Annotated in this window: 15 protein-coding genes and 1 pseudogene; 13 read left to right on the top strand and 3 right to left on the bottom strand. The window is 55.7% G+C overall.

The annotated features are described in order from the left end of the window. Positions 1–22: 22 nt before the first annotated feature. From ACFQH2_RS19690 to ACFQH2_RS19715, 6 genes and pseudogenes are all read left to right on the top strand, one after another. The gene (locus ACFQH2_RS19690; RefSeq protein WP_377051023.1) at positions 23–367 is read left to right on the top strand and encodes a hypothetical protein; all 345 of its coding nucleotides are present in this window, start codon (positions 23–25) and stop codon (positions 365–367) included. Next, entirely contained in the window at positions 357–3,059 is a 2,703-nt protein-coding gene (locus ACFQH2_RS19695) for a DEAD/DEAH box helicase (protein WP_377077241.1), read from the top strand. The genes ACFQH2_RS19690 and ACFQH2_RS19695 overlap by 11 nt, the downstream gene beginning before the upstream one ends. A 77-nt stretch (positions 3,060–3,136) precedes the next feature. After that, the gene (locus ACFQH2_RS19700; protein ID WP_377077243.1) at positions 3,137–5,302 is read left to right on the top strand and encodes a DUF1998 domain-containing protein; all 2,166 of its coding nucleotides are present in this window, start codon (positions 3,137–3,139) and stop codon (positions 5,300–5,302) included. Then, the gene (locus tag ACFQH2_RS19705; protein ID WP_377077245.1) at positions 5,284–5,658 is read left to right on the top strand and encodes a hypothetical protein; all 375 of its coding nucleotides are present in this window, start codon (positions 5,284–5,286) and stop codon (positions 5,656–5,658) included. The genes ACFQH2_RS19700 and ACFQH2_RS19705 overlap by 19 nt, the downstream gene beginning before the upstream one ends. A gap of 140 nt (positions 5,659–5,798) precedes the next feature. Then, positions 5,799–6,006: pseudogene (locus ACFQH2_RS19710) on the top strand (hypothetical protein). 682 nt (positions 6,007–6,688) lie between these two features. Beyond that, a complete protein-coding gene (locus tag ACFQH2_RS19715) occupies positions 6,689–7,207 on the top strand; it encodes a hypothetical protein (RefSeq protein ID WP_377051019.1) in 519 nt (172 codons plus the stop codon). 372 nt (positions 7,208–7,579) lie between these two features. Here the strand turns inward: ACFQH2_RS19715 and ACFQH2_RS19720 are convergent, their stop codons facing one another. Beyond that, positions 7,580–7,900, bottom strand: a complete 321-nt coding sequence (locus tag ACFQH2_RS19720) for a hypothetical protein (protein WP_377077247.1) — start codon at positions 7,898–7,900, stop codon at positions 7,580–7,582. A gap of 80 nt (positions 7,901–7,980) precedes the next feature. Then, entirely contained in the window at positions 7,981–8,514 is a 534-nt protein-coding gene (locus ACFQH2_RS19725) for a hypothetical protein (protein ID WP_377077248.1), read from the bottom strand. A gap of 462 nt (positions 8,515–8,976) precedes the next feature. Between ACFQH2_RS19725 and ACFQH2_RS19730 the strand changes: the two genes are divergently transcribed. The 4 genes from ACFQH2_RS19730 (at position 8,977) to ACFQH2_RS19745 (ending at position 14,987) form a co-directional block, all read left to right on the top strand. Further along, positions 8,977–9,753 (top strand): HNH endonuclease, encoded by a 777-nt coding sequence (locus ACFQH2_RS19730; protein WP_377077250.1) that lies wholly within the window; start codon positions 8,977–8,979, stop codon positions 9,751–9,753. After that, complete coding sequence (locus ACFQH2_RS19735; protein ID WP_377077252.1) at positions 9,750–9,959, top strand: hypothetical protein; 210 nt, start codon at positions 9,750–9,752, stop codon at positions 9,957–9,959. Before ACFQH2_RS19730 ends, ACFQH2_RS19735 begins: the two co-directional genes overlap by 4 nt. A gap of 134 nt (positions 9,960–10,093) precedes the next feature. Continuing rightward, the gene (locus tag ACFQH2_RS19740) at positions 10,094–12,511 is read left to right on the top strand and encodes a metallophosphoesterase (RefSeq protein WP_377077253.1); all 2,418 of its coding nucleotides are present in this window, start codon (positions 10,094–10,096) and stop codon (positions 12,509–12,511) included. 166 nt (positions 12,512–12,677) lie between these two features. Then, positions 12,678–14,987, top strand: a complete 2,310-nt coding sequence (locus ACFQH2_RS19745) for a hypothetical protein (RefSeq protein ID WP_377077136.1) — start codon at positions 12,678–12,680, stop codon at positions 14,985–14,987. Positions 14,988–14,994: 7 nt separating this feature from the next. On the opposite strand, the gene ACFQH2_RS19750 is transcribed toward ACFQH2_RS19745, so the two are convergent. Then, positions 14,995–15,732 (bottom strand): hypothetical protein, encoded by a 738-nt coding sequence (locus ACFQH2_RS19750; RefSeq protein WP_377077255.1) that lies wholly within the window; start codon positions 15,730–15,732, stop codon positions 14,995–14,997. 554 nt (positions 15,733–16,286) lie between these two features. On the opposite strand from ACFQH2_RS19750, the gene ACFQH2_RS19755 reads away from it, so the two are divergent. From ACFQH2_RS19755 to ACFQH2_RS19765, 3 genes are all read left to right on the top strand, one after another. Continuing rightward, entirely contained in the window at positions 16,287–17,273 is a 987-nt protein-coding gene (locus ACFQH2_RS19755; protein WP_377077140.1) for a restriction endonuclease, read from the top strand. Positions 17,274–17,404: 131 nt separating this feature from the next. Then, positions 17,405–18,463, top strand: coding sequence for a hypothetical protein (locus tag ACFQH2_RS19760; RefSeq protein ID WP_377077257.1), 1,059 nt, complete (start codon positions 17,405–17,407; stop codon positions 18,461–18,463). A 14-nt stretch (positions 18,464–18,477) separates the two neighbouring features. After that, positions 18,478–20,037 (top strand): AAA family ATPase, encoded by a 1,560-nt coding sequence (locus ACFQH2_RS19765; RefSeq protein WP_377077144.1) that lies wholly within the window; start codon positions 18,478–18,480, stop codon positions 20,035–20,037. Positions 20,038–20,041 lie beyond the last annotated feature (4 nt).

A 20,041-nucleotide genomic window follows, 5' to 3' on the forward strand; every position in this document is an offset into this window, starting at 1 on the left:
ACTGCGCAAAGGACAGCAAGATATGAGTGTAAGAGCACAATTGACTGAGGAAACAGGAATTGTCATTGAAGGAAATGAAGTGATACTACCTGAAGACAAAGCCGCAACGGAGTGTTTAGCTGGTTTGACAAAATTCTTAATTAAGAATGGGTATCTCAGCGAATCTGATTTCCCAATTCAAAGTGGACCTGAAAGGTACCTCATAAATTCTGAACCTGTTCATCGGAATGGGAGGGAGATGGTTCGTCCAAAGAATATTGAAGGGTACCACTTAGAATGTAATTATAGTATACACTCAATTAAAAATAAAATGATGGATCTTCTCCAGATGACAAATTTCCAGACATCAACTGACAATGGCAACTAGACTAAATCCCTTCGACGCCCTCGATAGTGTTCAATCCTCCTACCGTTCCTACGTCGAAACTTTCCAAAACGTCGACGACGAGACGATCAACGCTTGGATCGAGAACCGAATCGAGACAGGGAAGGTGCTGTGGAAGGAGCCGTTCGTCCAACTGAACCAACGTTTCCAGTACGGCGATACCCTCGAAGAGTTTGTTGCGGACGATAAGCTCCACGAGGGTATTCTGGACGTCTTTACCGGCGCTGGCGGCGATCCTATTGAGCCGTACAAACATCAGACTGAGGCGATCCAGTCTATCCAGTCCGGGAACAATACCATTGTCTCCACGGGCACGGGGTCAGGGAAGAGTTTCGCCTTCGGGATTCCCATCGTTAGCCATTGTCTCGAAGCCAAAGAGCGGGGAGAGGACGGGATCAAGGCGGTCATTATCTATCCGATGAACGCTCTGGCGAACTCCCAGTACGAGGACTTCGCAGAGCGACTCGACGGGACGGGTCTCCGGCTGGGCCTCTACACGGGTGACACGCCACACAACCCTGACGAAGCACCAGAGTTCCTCCGGCAGTTCGGTCGTGAGGAAGCGTTCGACTCCGAAGTCGTCTCTCGGGAGGAGATGCAGAACGACCCGCCAGACATCTTGATGACGAACTACGTCATGCTCGACCTCATCCTTACCAGGCATGACGACAAGAAGCTCTTCCCAGAGATGCACGAAGGAGCCTTGCAGTATCTGGTACTTGACGAGATTCATACCTACACCGGCCATCAGGGGGCCGACGTCGCCGCACTCGTCCGCCGGCTGAAGCAGAATACCGACGCCGGAGAGGAACTCGTCTGTGTCGGCACCTCTGCGACGGTCCAGAGCGACGAAGGAATCAACGCCAACGACGAGATTGCCGAGTTCACCGGGAAGATCTTCGGCGAGGAGGTCGACGCCGACAACGTCGTTCGAGAATCTCACTATCCGCTACCCCTCTCCGACGACGAACCGCTCCCTGACGACATCGAAGTCGCCGAGGGTGACATCGCAACCTTCGATGGGAGTCTCGAAGCCGCACAGGACCTCACCGAGAAACTCCTCGACCGGGATCTGATGCCAGCCGAGACGACCGATGCGTCGGCACTCGGAAATGCGCTGGAGGACCACCCCACGATCAAGTTCCTCGACGAAGAGCTTAGCTCCCAGAGCCAGCAGATCTTCGCCGGTGAAGACGACGAAAGCGAAGACGAAAAGGATCTCGTCAGTAGCTATCAGGAACAGTACCGACCCGATGCATCTCGGTACGACATCGAGCAAGAACTCCAAGCCGCTCTGCTCGTCGGAACGGTTGGAACGACCGAGATACAGGGCGAAGAACAGCCGATATTCATCCCAAAGCTCCACACCTTCTTCAGTCAGGGGAGTGGTCTTGTCTCCTGCCTCACCGAGGAGTCCTTCGAGGACGACGATCCTCATCTGAGTGACGCCGGCGACATCGAGTGTCGTACGTGCGCCCAAGAACACGACCGTACCCGGACTGCCTACCCGCTCTCGTTCTGTCGGGGATGCGGTCAGGAGTACTACACCACGGTCGTCGATCAAGAGAACACCGTCACACAGGGTGCGCTGAGTACCTTCGTAGACACCGAGGAGGACGAAGAGGAGGCGTACCTGATGCGGGGCGATTGGGATCGAGAAACCGCCCCACTCCCAGATGAGTGGCTGAACGATAACGGACAGCTTCGAGACACCTACGTCGAGGCTGAACCCCAACCAGCTACCTACTGCCCGGAATGCAATCAGCTTACCCCCGGGAGAGTAGAACAGGGGCAGCTCGAATGTGGATGCTTCGCTGCGCAGGGCGTCGAAGTGCTGCGAGTCAACCAGCCGTTCTTGTTCTGTCCGAACTGCGGTGTCCACTACACTCGCCGGGTCAAGAACGAGTTCAACAAGCTGTTCACGTTCGGTACCGTCGGTCGCTCAACGGCGACAGACGTTCTCATCGGGAACACGATGCGGAATCTCCCCGACGATCAGCAGAAGACTATCGCCTTCTCCGACAATCGACAGGACACTGCGTTACAGGCGGCTCACCTCAATAACCTCTACCAGCGGGTTCGATTCCGACGCTCGCTGTACCACACCCTCGCAGAGGGCGACGACGTTAGCCTCACCACGCTCGGGAACGACGTCTTCGACCTCGTCGATGACGAGGAAGCCCTTCCGCCAGCCATAGACACGGGGATGTTCGGGCCGTCGGCAGAGGATCGCCAGAATTACAGCGATTACCTCTTGTTCAACGCTATTCTCGAACTCGGTCGTGAACAGCAACGCACTCAGCAGAGCCTCGAAGACGTTGGGCTAATCGACGTCGAATACGAGAACCTCGATAAGCTGGCGGATGTCGAGGAGGTCTGGGAGTCGATTCCTGAACTGTCGAACGCCGATCCACAGGTGCGAGAAGAGTATGTCGCCGGTTTCTTGGATATTTTCCGCCGAAGCGTTGCGATAGACCACGAGAGTACCACGAACTTTGCCGACTTCAAGCGCAACGTCATCAACCAACTCGATGAGGAGGTCCATTTCCACGGGCAGGAGTTCTTCAACTTCCCAGTCGGATATAGCGATACGGCAAGTACTAGTGGGAGACACCGTGTCCGCCGGCTTACACATCCCGCTCTCGACACGTCCGCTGGACATCCCGTGCGTTAGACGTCGACACCGACACTGCGAAGGCGATCATCAACAGCGTCATTGACCTCATCAGCGACGACGAGGTACTCAAGTTGTTGACACAGGAGTCGTTGAAGTACACCGGGAAGGTGTATATGCTGAACCACAGTGCGCTTCGGGTCACGCACGCCGATCCCGAGGACGTCCGAGTCTGTCCGAAGTGTGGAACACCGACAACTCGGGACGAACTCGACGTCTGTCTGAACTACAGCTGCGACTCTATCACGCCCGAGAAGACGGATCTCGAATCGTCGTACTTCTACGACCTCTATACCGAATCGTTCGACAACGCCGTTGACATCATCGCCGGCGAACACAGCGGACAGGTTGAAAACGAGAAGCGGAAGCAACTGGAAGCAGATTTCCGAGAAGGCGAGAAAGTGAACACAATCGTATCGACGCCGACAATGGAACTCGGGATCGACATCGGCGACCTCTCGAACGTCTATATGCGAAACGTCCCACCAAACCCAAGTAACTACGCTCAGCGTTCCGGGCGGGCCGGGCGACAAAACCAGCCGTCACTCGTCACGACGTTCTGTGGGCGTGGGTTCGGACGGGGCTCCCACGACCAGTACTTCTACCGACATCCGGAACGAATCATCGCCGGAGAAATAAGCCCGCCAACGTTCCTGCTCAACAATCAGGATCTGGTCGAGGCGCACATCAACGCCCTCGTTCTCGAACAGATCGAACTGAAATTCCAGAGCAAACCTCGCCAGATGCTAGTCATCGAGGAGGGAAGCGATTACGAGATTATGCCCGACTACCGGGCAGATCTGGAGAATGCCGTCAAGAACAACCGACAGAAGATTATCCAGGCGGTGAAGCAGGCGTTTGCCCGTGAGCGGGAACAGGATACTGTCGGGGAGTGGTTCACCGATGCCTTCATCGAACGCCAAGTGGACAACTTCGTCAAGAATCTGGATGAGGCGTTCGATCCGTGGCGGCGTGAGTACACTCGTCTAAGCCGTGAACTGAGACGGTTGAATAGTCTCCTCGCCACGGAAGGCGGTTCGTATCAGGATCGGATCGAGCGCAACGCCATCGAAGACCGCCTTGACGACATGCGTTCGGGGAAGAAACGCTTCTACACCTACCAGTATCTCCGCTCACAGGGATTCCTGCCAAACTACGGATTCCCCAGACAGAGTACGACACTAACGTTCACTTCCCGAGAGGACGACATTCAACGGGACCAGACACGGGCTATCAATGAATTTGCCCCCGGAAACCACGTTTACTACGCGGGAGAGCGGTTTGCTGTTCGGTATGCACGGCCTCGGACAAAGGATTCGGAGCCAGTTACCCGCCATCTTCGTGTCTGCCCAGAATGCGAGACAATCCTGATGGGAGAGGATGCCCAGGAGGCTGCAGCGTGTCCCTCCTGTGAGACGCCCTTCGATGGAACCCATCCGAATCCGAATGCGATGGAACTCCCGAACCAACACGCTCAACCGGAAGAGAACATCACCAGCGACGAGGAGGAACGCCGTCGACAGGGCTATGACATCAACAGCTACTACGAGCGATCCGATCCTCAAGTATACGATTTAGAAGGAGACGAGATCGAGGCCCGAGTGACATACGAAGGAAGTGCGAATATTGTATTAGTCAATAGCGGACTTCGAGATGCTGACGAAGACGATCTCAGCGGATTCGCACTCTGTATGGAGTGTAACCGCTGGCTAACCAGCGAGGACCAAATCGAGAGCCACGTTGACGAAGAGGATCCGGACTGCTACGCTAATGCGTCAGAGGAGGCGATCAAGCGTGAGATCGAGTTGTTCTCTGAGGGGCAACACGATACGGTGACGCTGACTACGCCGCTACCCGGCGATCTTGAGCCGGAGCAAACTGAGGAATTCTATCGGACTCTCAAGGAAACCGTCTACCAAGGCATTCTGGTTGCGTTCGATCTGGACGAAGAAGAGATCGACACGTTCGTGAAACCAGCGACAGGGGAACACGGACAGGTTACCATCGTAATCTACGAAACTAGTGAGGGTGGCGCAGGTGTACTCCACTCGCTGATGGACGAGGCACGCTTCAGAAAGGCAGTTCGAGAGGCAAAGACCGTTCTTCACGGAGATCCCGATGACGACGGTTGTGAGCGAGCGTGTTATGAATGTCTCTTGTCCTTCTACAACCAGCCGGAACACGAGTTCCTCGATAGAACACTCGTGGAGTCGTGGCTAGGAATATGGAGACTGCGCCGCTAACGGAACAGGCTGGAGAAAGTGATGATGAGGACAAAGGGAACTTCGATAAGCTACTGGAGGCCTGTGAATCCAGTTTCGAGCGTGAAGTGCTTCACACCATCCGAGATCAAGGATTCGAGCTTCCCGACGATGCCCAGAAAGTGATTTATGACGGAGACGAACCGGTTGCAAAGCCGGATTTCTTCTATGAGCGGCCTGGCAGGTCAATTGCATTATTTGTGGATGGACCTGCTCACGAGAAGGATTACGTCAAAGAAGACGACGAGCAAAAGCGGACCAGACTCAAACAGCTGGGGTATCGAGTAGTTCCTATTACTGATATAGAACAAGTGCCGAATGTACTGAGAACAGTTTAATCATCTAAGACTTAGCGGTCGCGTTCCTCAATGCGACACCGGATATGACTGTGGGCGTTCGTTGATCCCTCAGGTGCTGATATCCATCCCTGCTATCCCATCTGATGAGGTAGCGCTTCTCCGAGGGAGACCGCGTCCGGATCGATATTCAGGATGAGACAGACTGGTCATCGGGAGTACCACGGTGAGCATGGGCGTGTCGTTGCGGTGCTGAGTGATGATGTAGATTCGCTTACCGCTGAGGAGCGAGATTCTCAGATCGATCGGATTGCGTTTGATTCGGGTGGGACGGCCGATTTCCGGTGGCGTGACTCGCGGCCACCAATCGACGACACAACACAGACATAGTCACCTCCAACTCTCCGTACTCTTCAGAGCTGGCCGTCCAGAGAAGAGACCATCATCTCCCCCGATACAGTACCTGTATGGCCCGGTATTGAATTCGCTGTGTAGTGCCTCTGTTTGGGGTGCTTCACCGGTGGACTACTCGCGTGAGTGTGAATAGGAAGAGTGCGATTGCGAAGGCTCCGAGAAATCCTTCGAGGATAGCTGCCGCTCGAAGTGGGGCGCTTGGTATTGTTGCGGTGGGACTATGGACGAGCGTGACGAGCGACTCACCGTTTAGTTATAGGTAGCCAAGTAGGGTGATTCGACGTGCGGTGTATGGAAGCCGATTCGGTCAATGATTGCGAAGAAATGGATTAGAGCGAGGACTTGTAAAGTTGGTGTGATACGTTCGGAGAGGTACGATTAGAGTAGGTGCTATCCATGCTCGAAGTGTCTGCCCTCGTATGAGATGGGCGAAGAGCCAATTCGTGTATAATGCTTAATTGGGTAGGTGGGGAACTATCAGGAAATGTCGTTTGTTGGGCGTCTTGATGATGACCTGGTTATTCCAGAGGAAGTAGCTAATGGGGTGACTGTGGAGTGTCCGGAGTGCGACGGTGAGTTGTTCCCACGAGGGCCATTTTCTGACGGGCGAGCTCGGCACTTTGCGCATCAAAATCAAGACGTAGACTGCTCAGGGCGGGTGTCCGAGTCCGAGATGCATCAGAAGTTGAAATCGCTCGCCGTATCGGCCTTGCGGCAGAGGTTCGAGGGTGAGTATTCTCGGTGTGACCCCGAAACCGTCTTGAAGGTGCCGAACACCGCAACGCGACCAGATACTCGTTACGCTGATGCCCTGGTCGAATTTGATTCAGAGAACCGCTACTACGGGAAGGGTATCATCGTCGAAGTACAGTATAAGAACCATGCCAAGGACAAGTTCGCCACCACTCACGACTACCTCGCGTCAGAGTTCAGCGTGATCTGGGCAGACCCGTCTGATTTCGAGGAGGATCGATTCCGATTCAGCGTGGTTGACAGGCGTTCGATAATAAAAGCGATCAGAAAGGGATTGCAGTCTACAACAACGACGCAGAAGAGTTCTCGACGGAGATTAGCGCGAGCCTCCAGTGGGAAGAACCGAACCCTGATTGTTCCCACTCATGGGAGGATATGGCAGAGCACGGTCAGGCGTACGAGTCCTGTTCGAGTTGTGGGCTAAACCGGATGTACAGCACCAAACACACTCGGTTTCTCTACGATGAGCGAGAGTTACTTGGCCCAGTTACTGAGTCGCAGTCGTCTGGCTCGGGTTGTGGTCCAGATGGGGAGCATATCTGGGAGCCGTATGGCGAGGGGGTTTCACGGTGCGCCCGCTGTGGTGCCAGGCAAGTAGAGGATGTTGGTTTCTCTGGTGAAGAACTCACACTTCCAATGGAGTACATGCGATCGGACTTTTCGGGCTGGTGGCGATCCTCGTGCCTGCGATCATGATTGGCGACAGCGAGGGAGCGACTATCAATGTTCAGAACTGCGGTCTCGTCGACCCGATGCCCTTCTAGAACCCCAAGATAACGAGACGGCTACGAGCTAACTATAAGTCCTCAATCACGGACGCAGTCTTCCGTGCGGCTTTGATAAGCTTCTCTGGCTGCAGGTTTGTACTGGCCACGGTGACACCACTAGCATTTCCTGGTTCGATATCTTTCAGCACGAAGGCAATCGTCCCGTCTGGTGGGCGTTTGATTTTGAGGAGCCCGTTCTTCTCTTCGACATAGGAGTCTAACCAAACATCAACCTCGGTTTGCCAGTCGTCTGCGCCCTCGTCAACGAAGTCACCATGTTCGTCTGCCAGTTTCTCAACTGAATCCGCGAACGTGCGGAATTTAGCAGCGTTCTCGTCGCTCAGTTTCACCGGGACATGCACAATCTCGTTGTCGGAACCTCTGCCCTTTGATAGAACCACGAATGGATGATTAGTTTTCGGGGCTCGGGTTAGCGACAAGAACGCCGTCGAGAATGCGCCGCCTGCTTCTTTTCGTAGACCTCTTCCCAGCTATTTCTGACATCCTTTCCTTTTTTCCAGGCCTGGCGTAGTTTCGTCTCATAGCACTCTGAGGGGAACGGGATATCCAGTTCAACACTGGGTCGCTGCTCTTGCCACAACCAATGGATGATGCCGTGGTATCCGTTCCATTGGGCTCTGTCTGGAACAGCATTCGCCCACCAGATAGCCCAATCGCCGGCGTCTAAATCGACGTCTTTGCCGTGGTACTGTTCCTCGTGTAGCCAAAGCACCGAGTACCTGTTTGACTGGAAGTCAGCCTCAACGGCTTCAGAGTCCTTGTCTTCGTGTTTGTACTGGGCTTCGATCGCAATCCCGTTGCCGTATCGGTGATGGGATTTGGCAAAAACGACGAGTACGTCTGCTCGACGGTCGGCTACCCGTTGTTCGAGTTGGACAGTGGCGTCTGGCCATCTCTTTTGGCTTTTGAGGCGGCAATCGATTTCATCCGCTGGTGTCTCCATGACTCTCCGCCTACTGCCTCACAGTCGTCGGGGGTTCCGCTGGGATGCCAGAAGTGCCGCGCGACGAATGAACCGTTGCGCTTGTGTGAGGCGCGTATAGCCACCGGTTCATTACAGTCGAAGCAGTCCAGTTCTGCATCGGCGGTTTCAATTTGTTCAGGGTAAACGGGGGCACCGTCTTGGAGAGCTTTGAATGGCATAATTTCCTCCGGGGGCGACAGCCGGGAGAGTATCAGCGAAGAACGCTGATACAGGGAGTTTTCTCAGCACTACGTCGATTCCTGCTCTTAACAGGATATGCCAAACCAGTCAACCGACGCGTAATTCTCTTTCGTTTATCAGTCGATGAGTTAACGCCACCGAGAATCTCTTTACACAGTTCCAGATTAGACTGGTCTGTTAGGAGTTTGTGGCCTCCGGTGCAGGGCAAGAATCATGATCGGACTCTGTTACTGTGGACGTATGTCTCCTGATCGCCTGCGTAGTATCGTTCCGATGTTCGGTGGTGGGGCACGCTACGTCGATACATTAGATCGCATACTGGAGTACGTTGATGCGCACCGGCCGTCGACGGATGATTTGATCGGATGGCACCGCGGGGCGTTTGCAACCGTGTCGAGTCGAGATTCGATTATGCGTCGAGTCAGGTATCTGCAGCACGTCGGGTTCCTCCGGCAGACAAACGAGCATTGGATGCTTGGTGATGTTGGTCGGGAGTACGTTGAGGAAGGTGATGTGGGGACGTTGATTCGGATTATGTGTGGTCGGAACGTTGGGCTTCGGAGTTTGTTGTATGCGCTTGCTGCTGGGTCGATGACGCTCGCGGAGGTGAGTGAGCAGCAGTTGGATACGCATCCGGAGTTGGGGTGGAGTCGTGAGGAGACGGATATGGCGAAGCAGCGAGTGAATTGGTTGCGGAGTATGGGAGTTGTTGAGAAGCAGAACGGGGAGTTTGGGTTGACGGATGCGGGTAGGGAGTTCGTTGAGGCGGCTGTCGAGGAGTGGGCTGGGTCGGAGTGGACGCCGGATTCGGCTGATGGTGTGAATACTGGGACGTATGAGACGACGGTGCATGCGCGGGTGGTTGATCCGGAGTTCCGAGCAACGGTGATTTCGCGGCATGATCGAACGTGCCCAATCTCGGGAGTGGATCACCCGGGGTTGTTGGACGTGGCGCACGTGCTTTCCTGGAGTGAGTACCCTGGGCATCGAGCGGACCTGCGAACGTACTGCCGTTGAGTAAGACGCATCACGCGGCGTTCGACCGAGAGCTATTCACGATCGATCAAGAGTATCGGATTCGAGTGAATCCGAGCTTCAAGACCCAGAGTGATGTGCTCCAAAGGACGATTATCGACCATGCAGGAGAACGGATCTCGATACCCGATGATAGCTTGAAAACGCAGTATGTTGCGCAACACAACGCCGCGCTTGAGTGGGTGTGAGTCAGGTACAACTGAATGGAATTTCGTTCGCTCGTAGTGAGTAATTGTAAGGAGGATGGGGTTCACCAAAACTCCTCGGCTGGTCACAATCCGACCGCCGGGCTTATGTTTATCTCTTGTGATGTGATTATCAGATGGCATCAGTAGAGGTTCTGTGTGTAGCAGATAGTCATATCGGGCGTCGTCCAAGCCGACTCCCGGATAGATTCGATCCGTCCGAGTTTTCTCCCCGGACGATCTGGGCTAATATCACGGAGTCGGCTGTTTCTCGGGGAGTGGATGCGGTCATCGTTGCGGGTGACCTTGTTGATCAGGAAAACAAGTATGCGGAGGCGTTCGGTGCCGTTGAGTCCGTGGCTACTACGCTTGCAGAGGCTGGTATCCCTCTTGTTGCTGTCGCTGGTAACCACGACGCCGACGTGCTCCCGGACTTGGCTGAGGCAATCGATAATCTCCGGTTGCTTGGTCGGGATGGGTCCTGGGAGCGAACAGCCGTAACCGACGGCGAGGGTGAACCGAACCTTCACGTGGACGGGTGGTCGTTCCCCGGTCGGTACTACCACGAGAGTCCTTTGGCTACGTACGACTTGGTCGATGAGGGCGTTCCACGTCTTGGAGTCGTCCACGCAGACGTCAGTGGGGAGGATCGGTACGCCCCGGTCGCCGTGGACGACTTGGCGACGAGTGGGCACTCGGCGTGGGTTCTTGGTCATCTCCACGTCCCGGGGCCCCGTCACGGGAACCCGCCAATCCTCTATCCCGGGTCGCTCCAACCGTTGGATCCGAGTGAGACCGACGGTCATGGTGCGTGGCTCGTCTCGGTCGAGAATGACGGAACAGTAGAGACAGAGCCGCTCAGGTCAGCGACACTGCAGTACGAGGAGGTCGTCGTCTCAACGGACCCTGACCAAGGGTTCCACGACATCGTCGATGCTACCCACGAGCAGTTACGTGAGACAGCAACGAAGTGCGGCCCCCAGACCGAGCTTCTTGCCGTAACAGTGACCGTTTCGGGACGAACGGACGCGCACACAGACCTGCGCAGCCGACGCGGAGAGCTTGAACAGATCGAACTCACTGAGGGCGGGACGGCAGTACGTGTTCTCGACGTGACTGTCGATACGAAACCGTCGATCAATCTCGCCGATCGCGCTGGCGATGATGATCCAGTCGGGTACTTGGCCGGGTTGCTGCGTGCACTCGACGATGACGAACCGCTGGACCCGTATCAGGATGTCATAGAGGCCGCTCACACGAGTGTCCGCGAGACCCACGACTCGAACGCGTATCGGGAGCTCAAGAGCCACGACGAGACGTACACCCGCCCGACGGAAGCTGAAACGAAGGAAGTACTCCGCCGACAAGCTCGGCAACTCGTCGACGCTTTCGTCGAGCAGCAGGGGTGCCCGCAGATGAGTGAGCCCGTCCCGACCGACGCTGACCAGCCTGATACCGACAGTGACACAGAAGGAAGCCGAGAGACCCCGGTCGCAATTAACGCTGTTACCCTCGACCGTGCGCCCGGGTTTGAGACGGCTGGCTTCTCGCTTGACGGGTTTTCGCCAGGAGTCAACGTTGTGTACGGCGCAAATGCAGCTGGGAAATCGACGCTGGCGGAAGCGATCCGCTGGTCGTTGTGGCCCGAGGAGGCCCCTTCCTCTGCGACTGTTCGGAGTGAACTGACCTACGATGGGGAGTCGCGGCGGATCGAACTGCACGGTGGTGTCAGCGAGCACTTTCGTGATGGCGAACCCGCTGACGCGATCCCGGTGCCGTCGCTGGATGGCGGTCGTCGGTACGCATTGTCGTTGCACGACATGCTGCAAGAGGAAACGGACGACGGCGAGTTTGCAAGCGTCATTCAGCGCGAATCGACTGGTGGGTTCAATATCGACGCAGTCCGTGGGGATTTCGGCCTGACTGACGGGGCCAGCCCCGCCACACGAGGAATTAGTGCTACGAAAGAGGCGGCGGCAGCCATCGACCAAGTTGAGGAACTGCGGAGGGACGCGCCGGATCTGGAAGCCGAACGGGCCCGTCTCAGTCAACTCGAAGAGGATCTCGCGGCTGCCGCCGATGCGAGTGAGCGCGTTGATCTGCTTGAGACGGCGATTGAGTATCGGAAGGCGCAGGACGCCTACGACCAGCGGATCGATGAAGTCACGTCATTCCCAGATGAGTTGGCTTCGTTCGATGGGGATGAGCTAGACCAGCTCAACGATCTTGATGAGCAGATAGCGCAACAGAAACGCGTTGAGCAGGAAGCGGCCGTAAAATACCGTGAGGCTGCTGACAAACTGGCCGGCACGGAACTCCCGGAGGACGGCGTTACCGATGAGGTGTTGCAGACGCTTCGAGAGTACCGGGATGAACTCGATGATGCTGAAGATAATCGTGACCGATTGCAGCGTAAAGTAGCTGACGCAGAAGCCAAGCGCAGTGAGATACGGGAAAAGATTCCCCTGGACCTTGACGGCGAGACCCTCCGAGAGATTGATACGGACGACCTTGCCGAGCTTCGGTCGTTCGTTTCAGAAGGTGTCGGAAGTTGATGGGAAAGCACAGGTTGAAGCTGCTATTGATGAGTGGCTCGCTGGAGAGTCGAGGGAATCCGCAGATCGTGAAACGGCTGAAAGCGGGCGGAATGCGCTTGAGAACTGGCTCGCAGCCCCGCCAGCACAAGCGACTGACGAGCCGAGTAGTCGAGGCCCTGTTGCAGTGGCCATCACAGCGGGGCTCTTGACGGCGCTGTCAGGCGTCGTAATCGCGCTTACCGTCAATCCTGCTGGGGGCCTGCTGACTGTCCTCGGGCTCGCTCTCGCTGGCTACGCGGCTCTCTCCGCGAGGAGTGACGATACTGGATCTGACAATACTGCTAGAGCTACCCATGCGGAGACGTTCCGGCAGACTGGACTTCCAGAGCCAGATTCGTGGGAACCTGATGTTGTCAGGGACCGGGTAGCTGACCTTCGTGAGCGACTGCGTGTCATCGAAGTGGACGAGCAGGAGGCTCAGAAGCAGGATGAGCTCCGTGCGCAGTTCGATATCGACGACGTCAGGGATGAACTGGAGACGGCGCGTGAGCGCCTTCGGGACCGGTTCGACACCGAGATTGACGACGACATTGAACTGGCGGTGACAGTCGAGCGTGTTGAGCGCTGGCAGGCTGCTGATGAAACCGTCGTTGGGAAACAGGCGGCGCTACAGGAAGCCAGCGATCAGGTCGAGACGTATCGGGAGCAGTTCTGCGCGACGATCAAGCCCTACGCTACTGACGCGTACTCCTATGCGTTCAGAACGAGTGCCGATGCGACAGCTGCTGTTGAGAGTCTCGACCAGCGACAGCGCGACTACGAGAATGCAACTCAGCAACTCACAGAGGTAGACGGGAACGTTGCTGCGGCCCACGAGGAACTCGACCGGTACAGGGCCGACCGAGAGGTATTATTCACTGAGCGTGGCTTGGAGTCTGGTGACCGGGAGCGGCTTGCAGCGCTGTGTGAGCAGTACTCGGAGTACGAAGCAGCCGTTGAGGCGAAAGGTACTGCGGAGACCACACTTGAGAATCGCCGTTCAGACCTTCGTGACCACGATGCTTACGAGGAAGAGATCGAAGAGCGAGACAGGGACGACTTGGAACAAGAGTTAGACGAAAAACAGGAGCTTGCGAACCAGTACGACGAGCTGTTACAGGAAAAAACGACGTTGGAGAAGGAAATCGAGGACGCGAAGGCGTCGACGGAGATTGCTGACGCCGTTCAAGAGCGAGGTGAAGCCTTGCGCGGTCTTGAGGAAGCGCTCGAAGCGGACGTGGCCGATGCGGTCACGGATACACTTCTTGAGTCCGTCGAAGCGGAGACAGTTACCAGCAACCAGGAGCCGGTGTTTCAGCGGGCGGATGATCTCTTGCGGCGGATTACTGACGGGCAGTTCGAGCTCAGACTCGATGATGGTACGTTCAGGGCATATGATACGGGAGAACAGCGACGCGTTGATCTAAACGATTTGTCGAGTGGGACGCGCGTGCAGGTCCTGCTCGCGGTTCGGGTCGCTTTCGTCGAACACAGAGAGCAGGAGACTGCGCCCCCGTTGTTGCTTGACGAGACGCTGGCACCGTTCGATGACCAACGAGCCGAAACGGTCCTTGACACCGTGATTGACCTGGCCCGGGCAGGGAGGCAGGTATTCTACTTCACGGCCCGGCACGACGAACGCGCACGGTGGGAGACGCGGCTTGAAGAGTCGGACGTTGAGTACAGTCTCCAGCAGTTGACGGCGAGCGACGGGCACGACCCTATCGCTGAACCACCGACACTCGAAACATCCAGTGCAATCGACGTGCCAGTCCCGGACGGCGACGATCACCGGACGTACCGTGAACGGCTGGATGTCCCGACGTTCGACCCACGACAGGGAGCGGCCTCAGCTCCGCTCTGGTACGTGACTGAGGACCCCGAAGTATTGCATCGACTCCGTGCAGCAGGTATTGAGCGCTGGGGGCATCTCCGGTCGCTACTGGAGATCGGTGCCATTGATGGTCTCATGTCGGAGTCAGCCCGCGAGCAGGTTCGTCGGCACGGTGCGGCACTGGAAGCGTTCGTTGATGGATATACGGTCGGACGCGGAAAGGCAGTTGGCCGTGACGTACTGAAGCGGTCGACGCTGTTAGCGACAATTTTATTGATGAAGTTAGTGCGTTGGCCGATCAGGTTGATGGCGATCCAGACGCGCTTCTTCAGAGGGTCCCAGACATCCACCGATTCGGCTCGCGCAAAACCGAAAAACTCCGGGAATGTCTCCGCGATGAGGGCTATCTTGACCCGCGCCCGAAGTGGCCTGACGAACAAATCCGGTCAGCCGTGGTTGATGCCTACTGTCAGCACGGACTGGAACCAACCACCGCAGCAACAGCCGCAGACAGACTCCTTAATCGGATTTCGGCGGATTCGGAGCCGAGTGAGAAAACGGACTGAGAGCTCCTCGATCAAAATCTTCTCAGGGATTTTGCGCACCAAGATAGCGAGGTAAATCGAATTCAGACGATGTTGGTGGCGGGCCGGCGGTAGGTATCGTCGAGGCTGGGACCACCGAGGGCGGTGTAGAGGTTGATGAGGTCCGCGACGTCGCTGATGCAGTAGTCTTTGAGGAGTTGTGTGAGTTCGCGGTGGACGCTGGTATGTTCGATGCCGGCTTCGACGTTTTGCACGTATTTATCGCCGAGGACTTGCCCGATGTGCTTGCCTTGGACAGCTTTGCCGTCTATTCCAGAGAGGTAGTTGTCTGGGAAGTCGTAGTCGTCGTACCAGACGCTGTCGTTGTCGATGCCAGCGAGGTCGTAGACTTTCCAGTCAGGGAGGATGTGCTGGTCGTCCCAGAGCTCGGCTTCATACTCGTCGGCAGCTGCGAGTGCGACATCAACGTGGTTCTCGAACAAATCCTCTGTGCGTGGTAAGAAGTCTCGGTCAGCACTATCGTCGATGTCGCGGGCCCAGTTCAGCAAGTGCGTGCCGTCGAACCAGGCACCATTGTACGTCAAGAGACGATCTACGCTGCGGTCATCACACCACTCGAAGAGGCGCTCGTAGAGGTCAATCGTATACTGATCGTCCCAGTCGCCGCTCCGAAACAACACCTCGGTTTCTGGTGTGTCGTCCAGGTCGCTAGCGTACGCGAGGCTGACAGAGAAGAATTCAGAGTACCGGGTGTCGTTCGAGTTGTCGGGCGGCTCTTCAGACGGGCTCGCGGTTTCAATGTCGATGTCAAGTGTGCCCATCTAAACAGACCTCCAGAAATAATGCGCGTCGGACAATGGTATGTTTGTTGTGGACGCCGATCCGAAATCTGAGACCACATTGATAGGCCATTCTGACATTCATACCGGAATTCAGACCGCAGAGTAACCGATAGATGCCCTGTCTACCCCGATGATTTTTCTCCTGACCGAGTAGTTGTTCACTTACTTACGAATGACGGGGATTGCCATTATTACAGCTGGACGTGAGGATGCCTATCAGGATTATCTGCAGTCTGTGAAGGGGGGCCATGACCCAGCGGAGTTTGAGGAGCATCTTTCTGACGCCGAAGTTGAGGCCGTTACTGATTCAGAGTCGGAGAAAGTGCATCTTTGGGGGACGTCAGTTGATTCAGAAGTGGCAGTTCGTGGAGGGTGGGGACATCGCGTTAATCTATCGGGATGGGAGGTACATTGCGCAGGCCACGGTTGTTCGGACACGTGATGATCTGGACCTGGCAGAGCATCTCTGGCGTACTGAGGGGAATCCGTGGGATCCTGAAAGTCCGTGGCGGTATTTGGTGTTCTTGACTGGTGTGGCGGAGATTGATGTGGATATCGAGTCGTTCAACGAGTTGGTTGGGTACCAAGATAATTATATCCCGCAGGGATTCAGTCGGGTGTCGGATTCGCGTATCCGCGATGTAGAGGATGCGTATGAGTCCGTTGAAACCGCGGTTAATGAGTTAACGGGGAGCGGTGTCCGGGTTCATGAGTTCGATGAGGAGCCGTCGCAGGAGGAGTCTGAAGAGGAACAGGAAATCGATCTGGGAGAGCGTATCGTTGCGGCGAGTCGGGATGGTGACCAATATGAGGAGTTGGAAGAACTGGTCGCCAAGGGGTTCTCTCGGCTGGGGTTTGAAGCACGATGGATTGAAGGCGGAGATGATACGGATGTTGAAATTACGGCTCCAATTCACGCAGTCATCGAAGTGAAGGCGCGAAGCAGTGGGACGCTGGCCTCGCCGGATGCAACACGAATTCAGGGGCATAAAGAGCGGCACTCAGCCGACCAAGCGATTGTTGTTGCGCCTGGCTTTACCCCGGCAGCAATTGAAGATGCGGACCGACAGGGGATTGTCCTCCTTGCAACCGATCACCTCCAAGCGCTCTTAGATCGGCGTGATGCCTATGGAATCCCGCCGGAAGAACTGTCGATGTATCTCACTGAGCCGGGTGCATTCCAAGATGACCGGCTTGATCAGATCGATGATGAACTACGGACTCGTCTTGATGGTACTGAGGACTTGTTAGCGGTGATGGAAGCGCTTCAACGAGCAGATCCAGAGGAAGGGACCGCTGCTCGACTCCGCCTGATTCTGAAAGGAATGTACGCGGAGGAGCGTGTTCCAGATAAGCACGTCATTGAGCAGTCACTCAATCTGTTAGCTCATCCAGGTATCCAACTGGCAGAGTATGATGACGGACAGTATCAGCCGACAACAACGAAGGAAAACGCCGAAGTGTTGCTTCGACGCTTCGGGAATCTCGTCACTGAAGTGAGCGAGTTCAGTGAAGAGTGAGACACGGATACTGTGGAACGGTCTGTTTTCACTCACAGGGAGCTGGGTCAAAGTCGGGAAACTACTGTTTCGGTGTATGTGGCATATTCGTTGGAGTACGTTTAAGCGAGTAGATGAGACAGTATTGGTGAATGAGTGAATCGTCTTCTGAGATTGTGTTTAACGGAATCGATGATATTGTTGATCGGTTTGTTGAGGTGTGGGATGCTGGTGGGTATGAGGAAGGTGCGGCGTCGCCTGTTGGGTGGGAAACGTGGAAATGGGATTATCAGCGGCATTTGGAAGCAGAATTCTTAGCGGACACGGAGGTGACGGAGTTATCGCCGAGTGATGTTCCGGTGCTGCTTGAAGTGCTTGATGAGCAGGTGAGTATCGACACGAAAATTCCGGCGTATATGTTAGGTGGTGGGCAGAATGGCGGTGTAGCGTGGCATGAGTTCAAAGAGGTTTCTGAAACGGACGCCGAAGCAACTGCAGATACGCTTTCGTTTTTCTTTGATCCGACTGAAGATCTCGTAGAGCGATTAGACCGGTTTCGGGAGTTTTACGCGGATGTGGAAGCTGGGAGTGCGCCTGGTTCGCTGCTTGGACTCGGTGGGTGTCTTCTGATGTTTGTCCATCCGGATCAGTATGTTCACTACAAGTGGACGCAGATGCGGGATTTCTTCGGTGAGTTCGCGGACTACAAGGTGAATCAAGGGTTCGATGCGCGTCAGTATCAGGAATTAAACGAGGCGTGTGCGCAACTGTTAACGCGGCTTGAAGGGCGGGTGGAGGACCCGTCGATGCTACACGTCCAAACGATGATTTGGAGTTGGAGCGATCTTCTCGCTCCTGACGCAGTCGAACCCGATGCATTACCTGACGTTGAGGACGACATCGATTTTTATTGGGTAAATCAAACGCACGATGAAGAATTAGACGGGGAGTATCTTCGGTCAACGGATACGAAGTGGCAACGCGATCTTACAGTTTTGGATCCGGGGGATGTCGTTTTCCATTACGCGAATCAGGAGATCCGTGCGTGTTCAGTCGTTGAGGCGGAAGCGTATCAGGATGAATTCGACGGTGAACAGCACTTCTTCGTCGATCTGTCGACAGAGCGGTTAAGTGATCCAGTGCCGCAGACGAAATTCGGGACGGGCTGCTTGATCCGGAGGTCCGGCAGGAGAAAGCTGGGTACCCATTGAACGACGCTGGGAAGGTGCTGCAGGCGTATCTTTGCCACCTCACACCGGAAGCTGGTGCATATCTTTTGGACGCAGCAGCAATAGAACCACCGGAGCCGGAAGGGGAAACGCAGTACTTCTGGGTGAATGCTGAGGCCACTGACTGGCATCAAGAGGGCGGTGAGTCGTTTTACCAGGTGACAAATTCAGCCGGTGAAACGCGACGGAATCTGGAGGCGTATCAGGAGGCGATGCCAGGGGATCAGGTATTAATATATCAGATTGCGCCGGTGAAGGAGGTTGTCGGGCGAGCGCATGTTGTGCGTGGATTACACGAGGAGGCTTCCACGTCAGGTTATTCGGAACCCGTGGAAGGCATCACGCTCCAATGGGAGGAGTCATTAGATGGAGCAAGTTGGCGGGATGTGAAGTCAGACGCGGAGTTAGATGGCAGCCGACTCGTTGAATCTGACAACAGCTTCGTCATCACGCAACTCACAGAGGGTGAGTACGAGCGGATTCTGGAGTTATGCGAGATGACGCGGTTTGATGACTTCGCTTCGGAGCTTTCGGTCCCGGATTCGGAGATTGCGGTTGAGCAGGAGCACTTGCATTTCCCGGAGGAGGAATGGGATCGAATTCAGTCACGGGTGGAGCAAGCGTTGGCAAACGGGAATCACGTTTTGTTGTTTGGCCCGCCGGGAACGGGGAAGACAAAGCTGGCACGTCAGGTGTGTGAGGCGACAGTCGGGGAAGATACATACGAGCTCGTGACAGCGTCGGCTGATTGGTCGACGTTCGACACGGTCGGCGGGTATCAAACGACCACGCAGAATACGCTGGAATTCGAGCCGGGTGTTGTGTTGGACCGGTTCCAGGCAGATGGCGACGGGACACCAGCGAATGAGTGGTTGGTCATCGACGAACTCAACCGGGCAGATATCGATAAGGCGTTCGGGTCGTTGTTCTCGGCGTTGACGGGAGAGAGCGTCACGTTACCGTTCGATGACGCTGACGGGGATCCGATTGAGATCCTCGACGCGTCCCGCAGCCACGAGGAGATTGGGCAGAACCGGTTTTTCATCCCTGAGGACTGGCGGATGCTGGCGACGATGAACACGCTCGATAAGACGTCGCTGTACGAGATGAGTTACGCGTTTATGCGGCGCTGGGCGTTCGTCCCGGTCGGGATTCCTGATTTGCCTGCCCGTGAGGATGGTGATGATTCTGCACTCGAATCACTTGTCGCGGACTATGTCGCAGTCTGGGCGGCAAACGGTGGCGTGCCGGAAGCAGACCAGCACTACGAGACGGTCGGGCGTATTTGGCGAGCGGTTAATGAACAGCGAGCCATCGGGCCAGCTATCGTTGAAGACATTTATGAACACGTTGCAGCTGCTTCCTCAACGGATACCGCGGATTATGTTTCGCCGATCATTATGTACGTGTTTCCGCAGTTGGAGGGGCTGCGGCGAAACGAGTTAGAGCAGCTGATCGGGGCGCTTGACGAGATTGTTGACGACGAGACTGGTGAGTTGTGGACAGTCGCGCGTGATTTCTTCCAGATTGACCTGCAGCCGGGTGGGGGAGAGTAACTGA

The sequence above is a fragment of the Natronoarchaeum sp. GCM10025703 genome (assembly GCF_042661985.1).
In the GTDB taxonomy this organism is placed as follows: domain Archaea; phylum Halobacteriota; class Halobacteria; order Halobacteriales; family Natronoarchaeaceae; genus Natranaeroarchaeum.